Below are 18,566 nucleotides of genomic sequence, written 5' to 3'. Positions count from 1 at the left end.
AACCGCATGGATACGATCACTCTTGGCCCCCTGATGCTGTCGGGCGAGCGCTTTGCGATCCTGGCGGGCGTCTTTGTCTTCCTGATCGGAACCGGCCTGCTGGCCAGCCGTGTCAGCCCGCGCTTCAACCTGTGGAGCACCGTCGTCGTTCTCGGCGGCGTGGCCGTCGCCCGCCTGGCCCACGTCGCCGGCCACTGGGCCTATTTCAGCGACGATCCGCTGCGCGCCCTCGCCGTCTGGCAGGGCGGGTTCAACTGGCTTTGGGTCCTGCCCGTCGTCGCCCTGTCCCTGATCTTTCTGTTGCGGACCCGATACGAGCGGGCCTGGGCGATCGCGCCGCTGGCGACCGCCGCCCTGGTCTGGACGACGGCCCATCACCTGGCCACCGCCACCGAGCCCCTGCCCCCGCCGCCCCTGACCCTGGGGGCGCTGGACGGGCCGCCGGTCGATCTGGCGCAGAGCGACGGGCGGCCGACCGTGATCAATCTGTGGGCCACATGGTGCGCCCCATGCCGCCGCGAAATGCCCGCCCTGGCCCAGGCCGAACGCGATCATCCCGAGGTGCGCTTCCTGCTCGTCAATCAGGGCGAAGGCGCAGACAAGATCAGCGCCTTCCTGCGGCGAGAGGCCCTGACCTTCGATCACCTGCTGCTCGACCCGAGCATGGCGACACAGCGTCACTACCGCACCGTCGGCATCCCCGTGACGCTGTTTCTTCACGCCGACGGCCGTCTGGCCAAGGCCCACATGGGCGAGATCGCGCCCGAGCGGATCGCTGCCGAAATCGCCCGACTGCGCTGACTGACCCGCCTATGAGCGCTCGATCCTGGTGTCCACGGGGCGATCCAATTCGATGCCCGCCAGATCATAGCCTCGGCGGAAATCCATAATGTGCCGCTCCATCCAGTCGCGCACGGCCTTGGCGTCCCCGGCGCGCATCGCTCGAATGATCTCCCGGTGCGCCTGCACCACACGGCCAGGCGATCGTTCACCCGTGGCAGGATGACTGAACAGCTTTTCAAGCGAGGGATAGAAGAGCAGCGAGACGGGTTCGCGCGACATCAACAGCACGCGATTGCCCGTCGCCTCAGCGATGAGGGCGTGGAAGGCCACGTCGAGGGCAATCACTGACCGCCCCTCCGCCAGCGCCGCCTCCATAGCTCGCAAATTGGCTTCGAGATTTTCGATCAGAGCATCGTCGATGAACGGCGCCACCAGTTCGGCGGCGCAGACCTCCAGCCTCAACGCGACTTCCCATAGCTCGCGAAACGTCACCCCCTGCATCAACAGGGCGCGCGACCCCCGCGGCGCCAGTTCTTCATGATGCGGCAGGGCCGCGTGCAGGCGGCGGCCAGCCTGGCGCCGGACCAGCCCGCTCTGCTCCAGCGCCCGCATCCCCTCGCGCACAGTATGTCGCGTGACGCCGAATTGCTCCGCCAGTTCGGTTTCGGTCGGCAGCGGCGCGCCGGTCGCGATCCGACCGCTCAGGATTTCTTCCTGCAGCGCCCGATGCACCGCCTCATAGGCGCGAGGGATCGTCAGACGCTTCAGCTGATTTGGCACCTAGACTCTCTTTGTCCAACAATCCAACAATAGGCTATCAGACGTCGCCGTTCCCACAAAACCCTGGTGAGAGTGTTCCGTGCCCATCCGCATGATGCAGAACCATCCCGCCTCGAGATCTGTGGTCGAGCTTCCGGCTGCAACGGCATCTTCAGAGAGTTGAGCGCATGACCCACCCCCTGATCGTCCGCCGCGACCTCGACTTCATGCTGCACGATTGGCTGAAGATGGAGACCCTGTTCGCCACGCCTGCCTTCGCCGACCACAACCGCGAGAGCATCGACGCCGTGCTCGACCTCTCCGAAGCCTTGGCCGCCAACCTTTTCCTGCCCCACCATAAGGCGTCCGACGAGATCGAACCTCGCCTCGAGAACGGCCAGGTCGTGACCCTGCCGGCGATCAAGCCAGCGCTGGAACAATATGCCGAGCTCGGCCTGTTCTCCGCAGGCTTCAGCGAAGACCTCGGCGGTCTGGGCCTGCCCTTCCTGGCCAGCATGGCCTCCTTCTCCTTCTTCGCCGCCGCCAATATCGCCACGTCCGCCTATCCGATGCTGACCACGGCCAACGCGCGCCTCATCGCCACCTTCGGTTCGGCAGCCCAGGTCGAGACCTTCGCCTTGCCAGAAATCGCCGGGCGCTGGTTCGGCACCATGTGCCTGTCGGAGCCCCAGGCCGGATCGAACCTGGCCGACGTGCGCACCAAGGCCGTCGCTGACGGGGAAGACCATCTGGGGCCGCGCTATCGCCTGTCTGGCAACAAGATGTGGATCTCGGGCGGGGATCAGGACATCAGCGAAAACATCGTCCACCTGGTGCTGGCCAAGATCCCGCTCGCGGACGGCCGCCTGCCCGACGGGACCAGCGGCCTGTCACTGTTCATCGTTCCCAAGATCCTGCCCGATGGTCAGCGCAACGACGTCAGCGTCGCGGGTCTGAACCACAAGATGGGCTATCGCGGCGCCAGCAACTGCCTGTTGAACTTCGGCGAGGGCGAAGGCGCGATCGGCTGGCGCATCGGCGAGGCCGGACGCGGCCTGCAGCAGATGTTCCTGATGATGAACGAAGCGCGGATCGGCGTGGGCCTGGGCGCCGCCGCCCTTGGCTATCGCGGCTATCGTCATGCCCTGCGCTATGCCCAGGAACGCATTCAGGGTCAGAGTCCCGACGGCCGCGCGGTCGCCATTATCGAACATCCCGACGTCCGCCAGATGCTGCTGACGCAGAAAGTCTATGTCGAGGGCGCCCTCGCGCTGTGTCTCTACTGCGCCAAGCTGGTCGATCAGCCTGATGACGCTGAGGCCGTCGCGCTGTTGGGGCTGCTGACCCCTGTGGCCAAGACCTGGCCCTCCGAGCACGGCCTGGCGGCCAATGACATCGCCATCCAGATTCACGGCGGCTACGGCTACACTCGCGATTTCGACGTCGAGCAATTGTATCGTGAGAACCGGCTCAATCCGATTCATGAAGGGACCACCGGCATTCAGGGCCTCGACCTGCTGGGCCGCAAGATCTTGCGCGCCGACAGCCAGGGCATGGCGGTGCTGGAGCGCCGCATCTTGGAGACCTGTAAACGCGCGCGCGGCGTCTCCAACATGGTCGTTCTGGCCGAGGCCCTGACGGCCGCCTGGGCCGAGGTCAAACAGACCATCGATGCGATCCAGATCCTGCCCCCGACAGCGCGCCTCGACCAGGCGACAGCCTTCTTGCGCGGCTTCGGCCATGTCGTCACGGCCTGGCTCTGGCTCGAACAGGCGCTGGCCGCCGGCGCGGTCGGTTCGGACGCTTTCCTTGACGGCAAGGTCTTCGCCTGTCGCTTCTTCTACGAGTTCGAACTGCCCAAGGTCCGTCACTGGCTGGCGACGGCGGCTTCGACCAGCGGCCTGAGCACCGCCGTCGCCAACGACTGCTTCTAACCGCAGACGGGCGCTGCATTCTCGCGGTCCAACCGCTACAGTCGGCCAAATCGCCAAACGGACCGCCTATGCCTGACAACGCCCCGATCCTGATTTCCCAGCCCGTCTGCACGCCGCTGACGCCAGCGGCCCTGTTTCTGGTCCTGACTATTGCTCCCGGCGAGGCGGCAGAGACGGCCGTGCGTGAGCTGTGCGGCGACCTGTCTTCCCTGTTGCGCGGCGTCGGCTTCCGCGACCTGCAGGGTGAACTGAGCTGCGTCATGGGCTTCGGGTCAGAGGCCTGGGATCGGCTGTTCGGCGCGCCCCGCCCTAAGGATCTGCATCCCTTCCGCGAGATCAACGGCGTTCACCGCGCTGTCTCGACGCCGGGCGACATTCTGCTGCACATCCGCGCCGCGCGCCCTGACCTCTGCTTCGAGCTGGCCATGCACGTCATGGATCGCCTGGGCGACGCCGTGACCACCGAGGACGAGATCCACGGCTTCAAATTTTTCGACAACCGCGACCTTCTGGGCTTCGTCGACGGCACGGAAAACCCCGTGCCCCAGGTCGCCGGCGCCGCCGCCCTGGTCGGCGACGAGGACCCCGACTTCACCGGCGGCAGCTACGCCATCGTCCAGAAATATCTGCACGACATGAAGGGCTGGAACGCCCAGCCGGTCGAACGCCAGGAAGCCATCATCGGCCGCTTCAAGCTGTCGGACATCGAAATGAAGGACGAGGCCAAGGCTCCCTACGCCCACAACGTCCTGACCAACATCGACGACGAAAACGGCGAGCAGTTGCAGATCGTGCGCGACAACATGCCCTTCGGCGAGGTCGGCAAGGGCGAGTTCGGCACCTACTTCATGGGCTATGCCCGCGAACCCGGCCGGATGGAGCGGATGCTGGAAAACATGTTCATCGGCTCGCCGCCCGGAAACTATGATCGCCTGCTGGACTTCAGCCGCGCCGTGACGGGGTCGCTGTTCTTCGTTCCCACGGTGAACTTCCTGGACGACGTCGAGGCCTGACCGAATGAGACGCGGCATGGACGACAGGTTCAGGATCGGCGATCACGTCGCCTGGAACTCGGAAGCCGGTCGCGTCTCGGGCGTCATCATCGCCGTCCACACCCAGGACTTCGACTACAAGGGGCACACCCACCACGCCACAGCGGCCGTGCCTCAATACGAGATCAGGAGCGACAGGACTGAGCACGTGGCCGCCCACAAGGGCGCGGTCCTCAGCCTGCTTCGCTGATACCGCCGCCTAAACGGCCATTTCCATCGCCTCAAGCGGTTCGATCCGCGCCGCCGCCCCGGCAAGCGCGGCGAACAGTTCGCCGACCTCGATGGGCTTCTTCAGGACCCCGTCGACGCCGGCGGCGCGATAGCGGCTGACATCTTCGGCGAAGACATTCGCGGTCAGCATGAAGATCGGCATTTCTCTGTGCAGGCCGCCAAGGGCGCGGATGGCCCGGACTGCCTCGGCGCCGTCCATGCGCGGCATGTTGGCGTCCATGAGGATCAGATCGAAAGCGTTGACCTGAACGACCTCGAGCGCCGCCAGACCGTCCTCGACCAGGGTCAGTTCGACGCCCAGGGGCTCCAGCAGGACCTGCAGCACCTGCTGGTTGGCGGCGTTGTCCTCGGCGGCCAGGACCCGCAGGGGACGGTCCATCGTCTCCTCCAGAACTTCGACCGGATCGACATCCTGAACCGCAGCCCCGGCCTCAGCGGGGAATTCGAACCAGAAGCGGCAACGACCGTCAGGGGCCTCGTCCTGGCCTATGGTTCCGCCCAGGCTGGCCATGTTGCCGGCGCAGATGGCCAGTCCCAGCCCCGTGCCGCCGACCTGACGGCCAGAATCCGTCTGTTCGAAGGCCTCGAAGATCCGCGCGCGATCTTCGGGAGAAACCCCAGGCCCCTGGTCGATGATCTCAACACGGACCTGATACCGGTTTCGCATGCGCCGGGCGCCGACCCCCAGCACCAGCTCGCTGCCTTCCGGCGAGAATTTCAGGGCGTTGGACAACAGGTTGACCAGGGTCTGCTCCACCTTGCCCTTGTCCGAGACAAGCGCGCAGTCGTCGGGCAGGTCGTCGAGGTCGACGATCAGGTCCACGCCCATTTCCTTGGCGCGCGGGGTCCAGACCCGCCCCACGGCATCCATCGCGCTGCGCAGATCGAAGGTTCCCATGTGGGCCGACATCTTGCCCGCCTCGATCTGGGCCAGATCCAGAACAGCGTTAAGCAAGCGCAGCAGCATACCGCCGGATTCCCGCACCCCGTCCACCAGCCCCTGCTGCTTGGGCGAAAGCGGCGTGCGCGCCAGGCCCTCGGTCAACCCCAGCACCGCATTCAGCGGCGTGCGGACCTCATGGCTGGTCACGGCCAGGAAGGCGGACTTGGCGCGGTTGGCGGCCTCGGCGGCGACGCGCTGGGCCTCGGCTTCCTTGACCATGCGTTCCAGCTTGGCGTTGCGGGCCCGGGCCTCAGCTTCGGCGCGACTGCGTTCGATCACCCGCCCCAGTTGAACGCCGATCTGGGCCATGGTCCTGAGGATGGCCTCGTCCGGTTCAGCCACCTTGTAGGAGAAGAATTCCAGCACCGCCGCCACCTCCCGCCCCACCATGACGGGAAAGGCGAAGGCCGCACGCAAACCGCATCGCTCGGCGACCTCGGTGCGCAGGAAGTTGTCAGCGGCGGTGACGTCGGAAATCCAGATGGGGGACTTCCCAGCCATGACCTGGCCGGGCAGGCCGACACCGGCGGTAAAGGTGATCTCCTCGGACAAGGTGCAGAACTCGGCAGCCTCAACCCCGTCCCGCGTCCACCACAGCCCGGTCGACCTCATGACGGCCCGACGCCCGCGCTTGCGGATGAAGGCGTGGCCGACCGGCCAGCCGGTGAAGCCGCAGACCTCCTGCAGCGCGGCTTTCAATGCCGCGTCCGGGTCCTGGCTCAGATTGCAAGCGACAGCGATCGTCTCCAGCAGACGAAGGCGCTCTGCCCGCAAGAACAACTCACGAGTGCTGCCCTCGACAATGGCCTCTGCGGCGCGGCGTGCGGCGCGCTCGCGCTGCAGGCGGCGCTCCAGGCGTTCGAGGTGGTCGTGCTCCAAGTCCAATTTACACCTCGTCAGGCGGCGAGCTGCGGCCAGTGGACATGGAAGATGCAAGCCGTGTCCCCTCGGTCGATACATTGCGGGTGCTGCACATCCAGGCGCTCGTCATAGTGATCGCCTACCCCCTCCAGGAAGCCCTGGCCCAGGGCGCACAATCGGCGAGTCGAACGATAGTCCATGCTCAGGCTGCCGTTTGCTTCCTCACGGATATGAAAATGGGGGCATGATGCGCCGACGTAGATCTTGCGGATCTCGAAATGGATGATGTCGTTGACCCCCAGGACGAGGGTTCGCGCCGACACGTGCTCCTCGAAAAAGTTGGGGAAGAGCCTGGCCAGATGCGGCATAGCCTCCCTGCCAAACCAGCGCAGCACGTCGGCCGACGACAGACCGAGTCTGGCTGCAGCCGCGCCCACCAAGGCCGTAAGATCGTCATCGGAATAGCTGCCGGCCGACGTATAGACGCCATCGACCTGCGCCGCATCGATCAGGTCGTCCCAGGCATCATCTCCGTGGTGCTGACTGACCACGTCCTGCAACAGATTAAAGATGATACCCTTCATAGTCCTACTCCAGCCAGAGGCTCCTCTGACCGGTAGGCTTCCATCCTTTGTAATATAGTTAACAGAACGACGTTCACGCTCGAAATTCGGCGTGCTGACGGGGTCCAAAGTGTTAACGCCCCCGGCACGGCCGGGGTGTCGGTCAGTCGATGGACATGACCATCCGACCCTCTATCTGGCCCCTGCGTGCCCCTCTAAAAGAACAGGCGCGAACCGAAGTCCGCGCCTGGATCGAGATCAGAAGAAACCCAGCTTGTCGGGGCTGTAGCTGACCAGCAGATTTTTGGTCTGTTGATAGTGGTCCAGCATCATGCGGTGGTTCTCGCGCCCGATGCCCGACTTCTTGTAGCCGCCGAAGGCCGCGTGAGCCGGATACTGATGGTAGCAGTTGGTCCAGACGCGGCCCGCCTGGATGGCCCGGCCCGCGCGATAGGCGGTGTTCATGTCGCGCGACCAGACGCCGGCGCCCAGGCCGTATTCGGTGTCGTTGGCGATGGCGATGGCCTCTTCCAGCGTCTTGAAGGTGGTCACGGCCAGAACCGGACCGAAGATCTCCTCCTGGAAGACGCGCATGTCGTTGGTGCCCTTGAATACGGTCGGCTTGACGTAATAGCCGCCGGCCAGGTCATCCTTCAGCACCGCCTGATCGCCGCCGGTCAGCACCTCGGCGCCCTCGTCCTTGCCGATCTGCAGATAGGACAGGATCTTCTTGAGCTGCTGGTCAGAGGCCTGGGCGCCGACCTGGGTGGTCGGGTCCAGCGGGTCGCCCTGCTTGATGGCCTCGACGCGGGCGATCGCCTTCTCGATGAAGGCCTCATAGATGTCTTCGTGGATCAGGGCGCGGCTGGGGCAGGTGCAGACCTCGCCCTGATTGAGCGCGAACATGGCGAAGCCTTCCAGCGCCTTGTCCAGGAAGGCGTCGTCGGCGTCCATCACGTCCTTGAAGAAGATGTTCGGCGACTTGCCGCCCAGCTCCAGCGTCACCGGGATGATGTTCTGGGTGGCGTATTCCATGATCTTCTGGCCGACGGCGGTCGAGCCGGTAAAGGCGATCTTGGCGATGCGCGGATTAGTAGCCAACGGCTCGCCGACCTCGATGCCGGTGCCCGAGACGATGTTGAGCACGCCCGGCGGCAGGATGTCCTGGATCAGCTCGGCCAGCAGCAGAATGGAGGCCGGCGTCTGCTCGGCCGGCTTCAGCACGATGCAGTTGCCCGCCGCCAGGGCCGGGGCGATCTTCCACGCCGCCATCAGGATGGGGAAGTTCCACGGAATGATCTGACCGACCACGCCCAGCGGCTCATGGAAATGATAGGCGACCGTGTCGTTATCCAGTTCCGAAATGCCGCCTTCCTGCGCCCGGATGCAGCCCGCGAAATAGCGGAAATGGTCGATGGCCAGCGGAATGTCGGCGGCCAGCGTCTCGCGCACCGGCTTGCCGTTGTCCCAGGTCTCGGCTTCTGCAATGGCCTGCAGGTTCTGCTCCATCCGGTCGGCGACGCGGTTCAGGATCAGGGCGCGCTGAGCGACGCTGGTCTTGCCCCAGGCGTCCTTGGCCGCGTGAGCGGCGTCCAGCGCCAGTTCGACGTCGGCCGCGTCCGAACGAGCGACCTCGCACAGGACGCGGCCGTTCACCGGGGAGGTGTTCTCGAAATAGCGGCCGTTGACCGGGGCGACCCACTGGCCGCCGATGAAGTTGTCGTAGCGCGCCTTGTATTTCGGGGTCACGGCGCGGATGAATTCGGGCTTGGTCACTGAAGAGCCTCCTGCTGGTTTCCTGAGGCGCCGATTGTCCGGCGTCGTTTGAGACCAGTTTGGTCGGCAGAAGGCTGAACGCCAGTCGGCGCCGAAATGGTGCGCCGCAAACCTGTCGCAGGATTGCGACAGGTCAGTGCAGGTCGATCAGGCCCAGACGATGCAGCTTGCGGTGCAGGGTGGCGCGGCTGACGCCCAGGGCCCGAGCGGCCGCCGAGACATTGCCCCCGGTGCGGGCCAGGGCGCGGCGCACCGCCCCCCGTTCCGCCTCCAGCAAATCAACCTCGACCCCGCCCGGCGTCAGCAAATCCGAAGCTGGAAGTTGGGCGGCGATCCGCTCGTCCGTGATGGACAGCGACAGGCGCGCCGCGCGCGTGGCCCCGATCACCAGGTCGTGCCGATCGACGGCCAGCAGGGCCGCCGCGTTCCGCTCGCTGGAACCGCCCGCCAGGATGATCCGTGCGTCAGCGAAGGCCTGACGGAAGGTTTGGGCCTCGATGGCGCGCGCCGCATCGGCCACCGTGGCCGAGATCAGACCGAGTATGGCCTCGGTCGCGTCGGCTCGGCACGACGACACGTCCAGCGCCCCGGCCAGCCGCCCCATGTGGTCGTGGATGGGATGGGTGATGCAACTGAGGCCGGTGTTGCGGGCGTGGAAATGCTGTTCGCGGTGAATGGTCACGGCGCGATGCTCGGCCAGAGCTGTGCCGATGCCGTTGGTGCCCTCGACCGCCTCGGACCAGACGGCGCCCGGCCACAGGCCCCAGCGATGGAAGGTCTCGTCGTCGGCGACCGCCCCGCGCCGCTCGACCGGCACGCCCTCGGCATTGGTCAAAAGAACGCAACACCCCACACCGCCGACCGCCAGGAACAGGCGGTCCAGCACGCCCTCGGCGGCGCGGGTCAGCGGCTCCATCGCCTGACGCGCTTCATTCAGTTGCTGCTCGGTGACGGTCTCAACCCGACCATGATCGACAGGATCAAGGCCGTAGAGGGTCATCGACCGCCGCCATGACGCCGCCAAGGCCGAGCGCGCGCCCGCCCCTTCGTCCAGCGCCTGCCGGATCAGACTGCCGTGATCACCGCGCAACCGATCAGCCATGCTCGGTCTCCCAAGGTTCGCCTCCGCTCAATCTGGCCCTTCCCTTCGCCGGACGTCAACGCGCCGCGCGGCATGAAGATTCGCCTTCTAGCCTTTCAACGTCGCCCCGCCGTCGACGTAGAGGTCAATCATGGTGATGTGGGCGGCGCGGTCGGACAGCAGAAAGACTACCGCCTCGGCGATATCATCGGGCGTCGCCAGCTTCTGTAGCGGGATGCCCGCCTTGAACGTCTCGGGCGAGCCGGCGATGACCCGGGCGGCGCCGTCCTCGTCGGCCCAAATGCCGGTCTGCATCGGCGTCAGGGTCGAGCCGGGGGCGACGATGTTGCAGCGAACGCCCTTCGGCCCCAGCTCCAGCCCCAGACAGCGGGTGAACATGGTCGCCGCCGCCTTGGACGCGGCATAGGCCGCCATCGCATGACGCGGCACGCCCGCCGCGTTGGAGCTGACGGTGACGAAGGCGCCCTTGCCCCGCTCGCCCATTCGGCGCGAAACCTCGCGGCCCAAGTGGAAGGGCCCATCCGTATTGACGGCGAAGACGCGGCGCCATTCGGCGTCGGACGTCTGATCCACCGTCACATTGGACAGGACGCCCGCGACGCTGGCCACCAAGTCGATCGGGCCGTCCTCGGCCTCGATGCGGTCGAACAGGGCCTCGACCGCCGCGCCGTCGGACACGTCCAGCGGCTCGACCCGCACGCCGTTCAGGAAGGCCAGACCCGACAGGGCGATGGACGGCAGGTCGGTCGCCACCACGCGCGCGCCCTCCTCGACCAACAGGCGCACCACGGCGGCGCCGATGCCGCCGCCCGCGCCCGTGACCAGGGCCAGACGGCCGGACAGTCCGCTGTCTCTCATCGTGTCATATCCTCTGCGGCGGTCATGCGGGCGTCCAGCGCCGGAGCGATCAGGGCCGTCGCCGCCGGGCCGGTCAGTTGCGGGTGCAGGAAGGGAACCTCGACCACGTCCAGATCGGCGGCGTAAGTGCGCCACAGGCCGGGCGTCAGGTCGCGCTCCTTGTGGTCTAGCGCCGCGCGGACGTGGGTGGTGCGGCCGCCGAAGGGCTTGTGATGATGTTCACGCACCAGACGGTTGGTGTCCAGCACCACGCGGATCACTCCGTCCAGCGCCGCCTCGGGAAGGCCGCCCAGCGCGCTGTCGCCCGCCTTCAGGAAGGCGACAATGGCCGCACGGCTGCGCAGCTCGGGATACTGGGTCGGGTCATATCCGGCGATGGCCAGAAGGGCGCGCATGGCGTCGACCGGGTCCGGGTCCGGCTCGGCGCGCCAGCATTCGGCCGGATAGGAATCCAGCATGGCCATCAGCCCGACCTTGACCCCGCGCCGCTCCAGCTCGACCGCCGCCGCCTGGGCGATGATGCCGCCGACGGACCAGCCGGCGATATGCACCGGACCGGGAGCGCCCAAGGCCAGAATGTGGTCGACATAGACCGACGCCAGCGCGTCGATGCCGCCCGGCAGGGCGTTGGTCGGGTCCAGCGCGGGCGACTGCACGCCCCACACCGTGCGGCGCGGCGACAGGGCGCGCGCCAGGGTGCGATAGCCCCAAGACAGCCCCCCCGCCGGGTGGATCAGGAACAGCGGCGGCAGGGCTGGATCGCCCTCGGCCAGACGGATCAGCACGCCCAGCCCGTTGTCGAAGTCCAGCGCCTCGGCGTCGATCAGGGCGGCCAGTTCGGCCACGCGCGGCCGGTCGAACAGGGCGCCCAGCCCCGGATCGCGCCCCAGCCGCTCGCGGATCAGCATCATCAGATGCACGGCCAGCAGGGAGTCGCCGCCCAGGGTGAAGAAGTCGTCGTCGGCGCCCGCCGGTTCGCCCCGGCCCAGCGTCTCGGCGAACAGTTCGGCGATGATCTTTTCCGTTGGCGTCTCGGCCGCCCGGCCTGCCGCCATCTCGAACACCGGGGCGGGCAACGCTTTGCGGTCCAGCTTGCCGTTGGAGGTCGTCGGCAGGGCGTCCAGCGCCACGATGGCGGCGGGCACCATATAGTCGGGCAGGCGCGCGGCCAGCTTCGCCTTCAGGGCGGCGGCTTCATACCCTTCGGCCGGAACCAGATAGGCGACCAGACGGCGCTCGCCGGGACGGTCCTCGCGCGCCAGCACCACCGTCTCGCGCGCGAGCCCTGAGGCGATGACAGCGGCTTCGATCTCGCCCAGTTCGATACGCAGACCGCGGATCTTCACCTGATGGTCGCTGCGACCCAGATAGACCACCGCCCCATCGGCCCGCCTGCGCGCCACGTCGCCGGTGCGATACAGACGCTGGCCCGGATGGTGCGGATCGGGGATGAAGCGATCCTCGGTCAGGTCGGGCCGGTTCAGATAGCCGCGCGCCAGTTGCACCCCGCCCAGATGCAGATGGCCGCCCATGCCGGGCGCCACGGGGCGCAGTCGCTCGTCCAGAATGACCAGCCGCATGTTCCACACCGGCCAGCCGATCGGCATGGGGCGGGACGTATCCTCCGGCCCGGCGGCCCAATAGCTGACGTCCACCGCCGCCTCGGTTGGGCCATAGAGGTTGTGGAGCTCAGCGCTCACCGTCTGATGGAAACGGTCGCGCAGTTCGGCGGGCAGTTCCTCGCCGCTGCAGAAGACGTGAGCGACCGCGATGCCCTTGGCCGCCGGATCGGCCAGAAAGGCCGACAGCATGGAGGGAACGAAGTGCAGGTCGGTGATCGCATGGCGGCGGATCAGCCCGGCGATGGCGGCCGGATCGCGGTGCGCGCCAGGCGGCGCCACGACCAGTTCGCCGCCGGAAATCAGGGCCAGGAAGAACTCCCACACCGACACGTCAAACGTCGCGGGCGTCTTCTGCAGGATGCGGGTCTGGGCGCCGACGCCGTACTCGGCCTGCATCCACAGCAGGCGATTGACGATGGCGCGATGCTCGACCAGCACCCCCTTGGGATCGCCGGTCGACCCCGAGGTGTAGATGACATAGGCGGCGTCCTCGCCCCCTTGCGCGACGGCAGACGCCGCCCCGTCCAGCGGCCAGTCGGCGGGCGCCAGAAGGGCCTCTCCGAACGCGCCGCCGATGTCTTCATGGGCCAGCACGACGCTCGGCCCGGAGGCGCGGACGATGGCGGCGATGCGCTCGGCCGGATGCTCCAGATCGAGCGGCAGATAGGCCCCGCCTGCGCGTAAGGTCGCGACGAGGGCGATCACCAGTTCCAGCGAGCGCGGCAGGGCCACGGCGACGAGGCTCTCGCGCCCCACGCCGCGCGCCGCCAGCGCCGAGGCCAGCGCGGCCGTGCGGCAATCCAGTTCGGCGTAGGTGAGGGTCTGCTCGCCGAAGGTCAGCGCCGGGGCGTCCGGCGTCGCCTGCATCGCCGCCTCCAGCAGGGCGGTCAGAGTCGTGTCGGGAACGGGATGGGCGGTGGCGTTGAAGGCTTCGAGTTCGCGCGCGGCCTCGCTGGGCGTGGCGATGGGGACCTCGCCCAGCGTCTCGGCGTCCAGCGCGTTGGTCAGGAAGGCGGCCAGACGCTCGGCGTGGGCGGCGGCCTCCTCCAGCGTATAGAGGTCGGGGTTGGCGTCGACCTCCAGCGTCAGGGCCGGGGCGGCGTCGCCACGGAAGGTGAAGCTGATGTCGTCCACCGGGCCTGTGCCCAGCACCTTCAGCGTCGTGTCCAGCCCCGCAAAGCGCGGCGGCAGGTCGAACGGCAGGACGTTGACCAGCGGCCCATACAGGCGCCGTGCCCCGCCGATGAGGCCGAGATCACGCCGCAGTTGCTCGCTGCGGTAACGGCCGTGGCGACGGGTCCTGATCAGGGCCTTGGAGGCGAGGATCAACTGCTCGTCCAGCGGCGCGTCCTCGTCCAGCGTCAGGCGCAGCGGCGGGACGTTCATGATCATGGCGGGCGTGCGCGCCGAGGCGCTGCCCATGCGGCCCATCCACGGCACGCCGATCACGGCCTCTTCCGCGCCCGAGAAGCGGCGGACATAGGCCGCGCCGATGGCGGTCAACACGTCGGGCCAGGACAGGCGCCCAGCGTCGGCGCGGGCGCGCAAACGGGCCGTGACCTGCGGCGGCAGGGCGCGTTCGATGCGGTGGAAGCGGTGGGCGGTCGTCGCCTTGCCGGGCGCCAGGGAAGCAACCTCGGGCGCGTCGCCCATGATCTCGCGCCAGTAGGCGGCGTCGGCCGTGCGCTTGTCAGAGACGCGATAGGCGGCGTCTTCCTCCCACACCCTGGCGATAGGGTTGAAGACCGGACCCGGCGCCGGGCCGCCGCGCGCGGCGTTGTAGAGCTCGGCTGTGCGGTTGGTCAGCAGGGCCATGCCGAACCCGTCGGTGGCCAGATGGTGGACGCGCAGGCTCCACAGGAAGCGTTGCGCTCCCATGCGGAACAGGATGTTGGCGGCCAGCGGGTCGCGCGTCGGGTCCAGCGGCGTCTCATGATCGCGGCGCATGGCGGCCATAGCCTCGGCGACCGGATCGGCGGCGGCGGATACGTCGACGATCTGAAGCAGCGGCCGATGCGCGGGGTCCAGGGTCTGGAAGACCTCGCCGCCTCGCTCGACGAAACGCAGCGACAGGGCCTCGGCCTCGGCGGCGGTCTGATCGACGGCGGCGCGGAAGGCCTCGACGTTCAGATCGCCCCGTATGTCGAGATAGTGGGCCGTGTTGAAGATCGGGTTGGCCGGGTCCAGCCTCTGGGCGAACCATAGCCCGGATTGGGCTTCGCTCAGCGGCGCTTCGACCGTCTGCGCCTGAATGCCGAATACGGCGCGTCCGTCGTCCATGCCTCAGGACTCGATGCCGAGCGCGGCGCGCTTCTGGCGGATGATGTTCCACCATTCGGCCAGGGTGACGTGCTCGGCAAGTTCGCTGAACTCCAGCGGCACGGTCTCGCTCCATTGCAGGCTGAGGTTGAGGACGCGCAGGGAATCCACCCCCAGATCCATCAGGTTATCATCGTCCAGAATGGCTTCCGGCGCTTCGTGCAAAACGGCGGCGACGTCGGCGCGCATGCGTTCCAGGGTCAGGTCATGCGGGGTCACTTTGGTCATGTCAGTCGGTCCAGAACGCGCGTGGTCGAGGTCGCCACGGCGCAGACAGCAGCGGCCCAGGCCACTGCCTCCATGTGTTTTTCACGAGAAAAGTCGCCCAGGGCGTCGGCGACGAAGAAGGGTTCGATATCGCGCTGAAACGCCTCGGCCGCCGTCAGCTGGCAGCCGATGTGGGCGTAGACGCCGCAAACAATCAGTTGGTCCCGCCCCCGCACGCGCATCAGCGTCTCCAGGTTGCTGCGCTGAAAGGCGCTGTAGCGGTGCTTGATCAGAGGGAAGTCGCCCGGCGCCGGGGCCAGTTCCGGCAGGATGTCTTCATGCTCGGGCGTGCGCCTCATGCCCGGTCCCCAAAGGTCGGCCTGAAGCCCCCGGTCGCGCCTGTCCTGATCCCCATGCTGGGCGGTGTAGAAGACGGGAACACCCGCCGTCCGCGCCGCCGCGATCAGGCCCGCGATATTGGCGATCAGCTCCGGCAGCGGCTCGGCGCCCAGTGTATAGGGCCGCATGAAATAGCCCTGCATGTCGTGAATCAGCAGGGCCGCACGATCGCGCTGCAACGTCCATTGAGCGCGCGAGGCGGGGATCTCCGCCTCGGTCGGCAGGGCGTAGGCCGGGACGGTCGGCAGGCCTTTGCCAGTTTCTTCAGAGGATGCGCTCACGCCCTGCCCTCTTCTTCCAGAATGCGCTGGCGCAGCGCGGCGCGCAGTTCGCGACGGCTGACCTTGCCCACGGCGGTCACGGCGAAGTCGTCGACGAAGACGATCTGGTCCGGCACCTTGAAGTCGGCGATGTCGCGCTTGCGCATCCAGGCCTTCAACTCGACGCCGCGCGGCGTGGCGCCGTCGGGGATGACGAAGGCGCAGATCCGCTCGCCCAGATAGTCGTCCGGCACCGACACCACGGCGGCGTCGAAGACGGCCGGATGGGCCTGCAGGTGATCCTCGACCTCTTCGGCCGAGACCTTCTCACCGGCGCGGTTGATGTGGTCGGTGGCCCGGCCCATGACCACGAGGTAGCCCTCGGGCGTGCGGCGAACCACGTCGCCGGTGCGATAGAAGCCGTCCTCAGTGAAGGACCGCGCATTGGCCGCCGGTTCGTTATGATAGGCGCGGATCGTGTAGGGGCCGCGCGTCAGCAGATTGCCCGGTTCGCCCTCGGCCACAGGCGCGCCCGCGTCGTCGACGATCAAGGTTTCGTCGTCAGGGCTGATCGGCCGTCCCTGCGTCTCGACAATGAGGCTCTCGGGGTCGTCCAGGCGGGTGTAGTTGACCAGACCCTCGGCCATGCCGAACACCTGCTGCAGGGTGCAATCCAGTTCGGCGCGCACGCGACGCGCCGCCTCAGGCAGGAATTTCGCCCCGCCGACCAGCAGCACCTGAAGGCTGGACAGGTCGTGGGTCTTCTTGGCCGCCGCCCGCATCCACAGCAGGGCCAGCGGCGGCACTAGGCCGGTGATCGTCACCCCTTCGCGCGCGATCAGAGGGAAACAGACATCCGGCGACGGCGACGGCGCCATCACCACCGTCGCCCCGACATAGAGGGCGCCCAGATAGCCCGGCGAACTCATCGGAAAATTATGCGCCGCCGGCAGGGCCGTCAGATAGACGCTTTCCGGCTCCAGCCCCGAGATGTCGGCGCTTTCGCGCACGCTGTAGAGATAGTCGTCGTGGGTGCGCGGGATCAGCTTGGACAGGCCGGTGGAGCCGCCCGAAATCTGCAGAAAGGCCACGTCGGATGGATCAGCGTCCTGCCTCGGCAGGGACGCCGGATCGGCGCGGAAGCCGTCAAAGGATGCGAACTCCTCGGCCTCACCCACCACGACCACATGGCGCAACTCGGGAACATCGGCCTGAACGGCGCGAGCCAGGGCGCGATAGTCAAACCCCACATGTCGGTCAGCCACGACATAGGCGGCGGCTTCCGAACGTTTCAGGAAGTGAACGATCTCGGTCGAGCGGTGCGCGGGCAGCGCATAGACGGGGATCAGCCTGGCCCGGAACAGGCCGAAGATCACGCTGAGGAACTCCGGCAGGTTGGGCAGTTGCACCACCACCCGGTCGCCCGGCTTCAGCCCCAGGGCCAGGAAGCCGGCGGCGGCCGTCTCGGCCTTTTGCAGCAGTTCGCCATAGGTCCAGCGCTGGTCCGCGCCGACCACGGCGACGGCGTCGGGCTGCGCCTCGGCGCGGCTGCGCAGCATCTGCGAAAAGGTCTCGCCGCGCCAATAGCCCTTGGCTCGATAGAGGGCCGCCATGTCGTCCGGCCAGACCTGTTTCAGGGGGATCACAGGCTCGCCTCGCCGACGCCCAAGGCACGCAGGACAGCCTGGAATTTTCCGGATGTCTCGTCTGCTTCGGCCACCGGGTCCGAGCCATCGACGATGCCCGCGCCCGCATAGAGACGCGCCTCGGCGCCGCAGAGCTCGGCGCAACGCAACGCCACGTACCAGGCGCCGTCGCCCCCTGCATTAGTCCACCCCAGCGCTCCGGCGTAGAAGCCGCGATCATAGGCCTCCAGTTCGCGAATCATCGCCGCAGCCCGATCTCGCGGCGCACCGCAGACGGCAGGCGTCGGGTGCAATAAAGCCGCAAGCTCGGCCGCCGACACCTCGTCCGGACGATGCAGACGCCCCTCGATGCGAGTGCCGAGGTGCCACATGGTCCGGGTTGAGACCAGGGCCGGCGCCGGCGGCGCGCGGAGTTCGCTGCACCAGGGAGCCAAGGCATCCATGATGGCCTCGACCACCAGGGCGTGTTCGCGAAGGTCCTTGTCGGAGGTCAGCAGAGCCTGAGCCGCCGTTTCGTCCTGCGACAGGTCCGGACTGCGGCGCGCCGACCCGGCCAGGGGATGCGACGAGACGGACGGGCCGCGCTTGGAGACCAGCAATTCGGGCGACGCCCCGACCAGACGGCGCATGGCCCCGCCCCTACCCGCGCCCAGCGGAACCAGAAAACGCGCCGCCGAAGGGTCCGCCTGGAGGTCGCGCCACAGGGCGAAGGCGTCGATCGGATGATCGGCCTCCAGCCGCAGGCTGCGCGACAGCACCACCTTATCGATCGACTGCGCCCCTTCCCTTGACGCGCGCATGAACGCCAGCGCCTTGATGACGGCCTCCTGATAGGCGTCGCGCGACGGCTCGGCCGTCATGCGCCTGTCTCCCAGCGACGAAGACATGGGCGCGGGCGCGCTCCAGGCGCGGTTGGCGGCGCGCTCCGGCAGGAAGAGACAATCATCCGCCTCGCGATCAAAGGGGATGGCGCCGACGAGCAGACGCGGCGAAACCTCATGGCCGTCCGCTGCAACCGGATACGCCGAGAAGAAGCGTCGAACCCGCTCGCCCAGGCTCGCCGCCGGTCCCGCTGGCAGGCGCCGCCGAACGCCTGTGGTGAACAGCCGCAGTTCAGGGGTCGCCAGACCGAAGGCCCAGTCCATGGCCGCCTCCGGCCGCCCGCGCGGCGCCGCGGCGTCGCCTCCGATCTGGACCGCCAGATCAGGGGCGCTCCAGAAATTCGTCCCCATCGACTCCACTGTTCACCTC

Annotated in this window: 15 protein-coding genes; 4 read left to right on the top strand and 11 right to left on the bottom strand. The window is 67.5% G+C overall.

Features of this window, described 5'->3' with window-relative positions:
- Positions 1-6: 6 nt before the first annotated feature.
- The gene (locus CQ039_RS09930) at positions 7-801 is read left to right on the top strand and encodes a TlpA disulfide reductase family protein (protein WP_105561897.1); all 795 of its coding nucleotides are present in this window, start codon (positions 7-9) and stop codon (positions 799-801) included.
- Between the two features lie 9 nt (positions 802-810).
- Here the strand turns inward: CQ039_RS09930 and CQ039_RS09925 are convergent, their stop codons facing one another.
- Positions 811-1,563, bottom strand: coding sequence for a FadR/GntR family transcriptional regulator (locus tag CQ039_RS09925; protein ID WP_199183576.1), 753 nt, complete (start codon positions 1,561-1,563; stop codon positions 811-813).
- A 167-nt stretch (positions 1,564-1,730) separates the two neighbouring features.
- On the opposite strand from CQ039_RS09925, the gene CQ039_RS09920 reads away from it, so the two are divergent.
- From CQ039_RS09920 to CQ039_RS09910, 3 genes are all read left to right on the top strand, one after another.
- Positions 1,731-3,476, top strand: coding sequence for an acyl-CoA dehydrogenase (locus CQ039_RS09920; RefSeq protein ID WP_105561898.1), 1,746 nt, complete (start codon positions 1,731-1,733; stop codon positions 3,474-3,476).
- A 68-nt stretch (positions 3,477-3,544) separates the two neighbouring features.
- Positions 3,545-4,489 (top strand): Dyp-type peroxidase, encoded by a 945-nt coding sequence (locus CQ039_RS09915; RefSeq protein ID WP_105561899.1) that lies wholly within the window; start codon positions 3,545-3,547, stop codon positions 4,487-4,489.
- A 16-nt stretch (positions 4,490-4,505) separates the two neighbouring features.
- A complete protein-coding gene (locus tag CQ039_RS09910) occupies positions 4,506-4,718 on the top strand; it encodes a DUF2945 domain-containing protein (RefSeq protein WP_105561900.1) in 213 nt (70 codons plus the stop codon).
- A gap of 9 nt (positions 4,719-4,727) precedes the next feature.
- Here the strand turns inward: CQ039_RS09910 and CQ039_RS09905 are convergent, their stop codons facing one another.
- The 10 genes from CQ039_RS09905 to CQ039_RS09860 form a co-directional block, all read right to left on the bottom strand.
- On the bottom strand, positions 4,728-6,587 hold the full coding sequence (locus tag CQ039_RS09905; protein ID WP_158255953.1) for a response regulator: 1,860 nt from the start codon (positions 6,585-6,587) through the stop codon (positions 4,728-4,730).
- An 11-nt stretch (positions 6,588-6,598) separates the two neighbouring features.
- Entirely contained in the window at positions 6,599-7,147 is a 549-nt protein-coding gene (locus CQ039_RS09900) for a heme NO-binding domain-containing protein (protein ID WP_105561902.1), read from the bottom strand.
- A gap of 237 nt (positions 7,148-7,384) precedes the next feature.
- The gene (locus tag CQ039_RS09895) at positions 7,385-8,902 is read right to left on the bottom strand and encodes an aldehyde dehydrogenase family protein (RefSeq protein ID WP_105561903.1); all 1,518 of its coding nucleotides are present in this window, start codon (positions 8,900-8,902) and stop codon (positions 7,385-7,387) included.
- 133 nt (positions 8,903-9,035) lie between these two features.
- The gene (locus tag CQ039_RS09890) at positions 9,036-10,004 is read right to left on the bottom strand and encodes a GAF domain-containing protein (RefSeq protein WP_105561904.1); all 969 of its coding nucleotides are present in this window, start codon (positions 10,002-10,004) and stop codon (positions 9,036-9,038) included.
- Positions 10,005-10,091: 87 nt separating this feature from the next.
- A complete protein-coding gene (locus CQ039_RS09885; RefSeq protein ID WP_105561905.1) occupies positions 10,092-10,862 on the bottom strand; it encodes a 2,3-dihydro-2,3-dihydroxybenzoate dehydrogenase in 771 nt (256 codons plus the stop codon).
- Positions 10,859-14,764, bottom strand: a complete 3,906-nt coding sequence (locus CQ039_RS09880; protein ID WP_105561906.1) for a non-ribosomal peptide synthetase — start codon at positions 14,762-14,764, stop codon at positions 10,859-10,861. Before CQ039_RS09880 ends, CQ039_RS09885 begins: the two co-directional genes overlap by 4 nt.
- 3 nt (positions 14,765-14,767) lie before the next feature.
- Complete coding sequence (locus tag CQ039_RS09875; RefSeq protein ID WP_105561907.1) at positions 14,768-15,031, bottom strand: phosphopantetheine-binding protein; 264 nt, start codon at positions 15,029-15,031, stop codon at positions 14,768-14,770.
- Positions 15,028-15,690 carry an isochorismatase family protein gene (locus CQ039_RS09870; RefSeq protein ID WP_199183577.1) on the bottom strand — a complete coding sequence of 221 codons (663 nt, stop codon included), beginning with the start codon at positions 15,688-15,690 and terminating at the stop codon, positions 15,028-15,030. The genes CQ039_RS09875 and CQ039_RS09870 overlap by 4 nt, the downstream gene beginning before the upstream one ends.
- On the bottom strand, positions 15,687-17,315 hold the full coding sequence (locus tag CQ039_RS09865; protein WP_105561908.1) for a (2,3-dihydroxybenzoyl)adenylate synthase: 1,629 nt from the start codon (positions 17,313-17,315) through the stop codon (positions 15,687-15,689). Before CQ039_RS09865 ends, CQ039_RS09870 begins: the two co-directional genes overlap by 4 nt.
- The gene (locus CQ039_RS09860; protein WP_105561909.1) at positions 17,312-18,547 is read right to left on the bottom strand and encodes an isochorismate synthase MenF; all 1,236 of its coding nucleotides are present in this window, start codon (positions 18,545-18,547) and stop codon (positions 17,312-17,314) included. The genes CQ039_RS09865 and CQ039_RS09860 overlap by 4 nt, the downstream gene beginning before the upstream one ends.
- Positions 18,548-18,566: the final 19 nt, after the last annotated feature.

This window comes from Brevundimonas sp. MYb52 (assembly GCF_002979535.1).
Lineage (GTDB): Bacteria > Pseudomonadota > Alphaproteobacteria > Caulobacterales > Caulobacteraceae > Brevundimonas.
The sequence above is the reverse complement of the archived record's forward strand: the minus strand, read 5'-3'. Positions and strand labels throughout refer to the sequence as shown.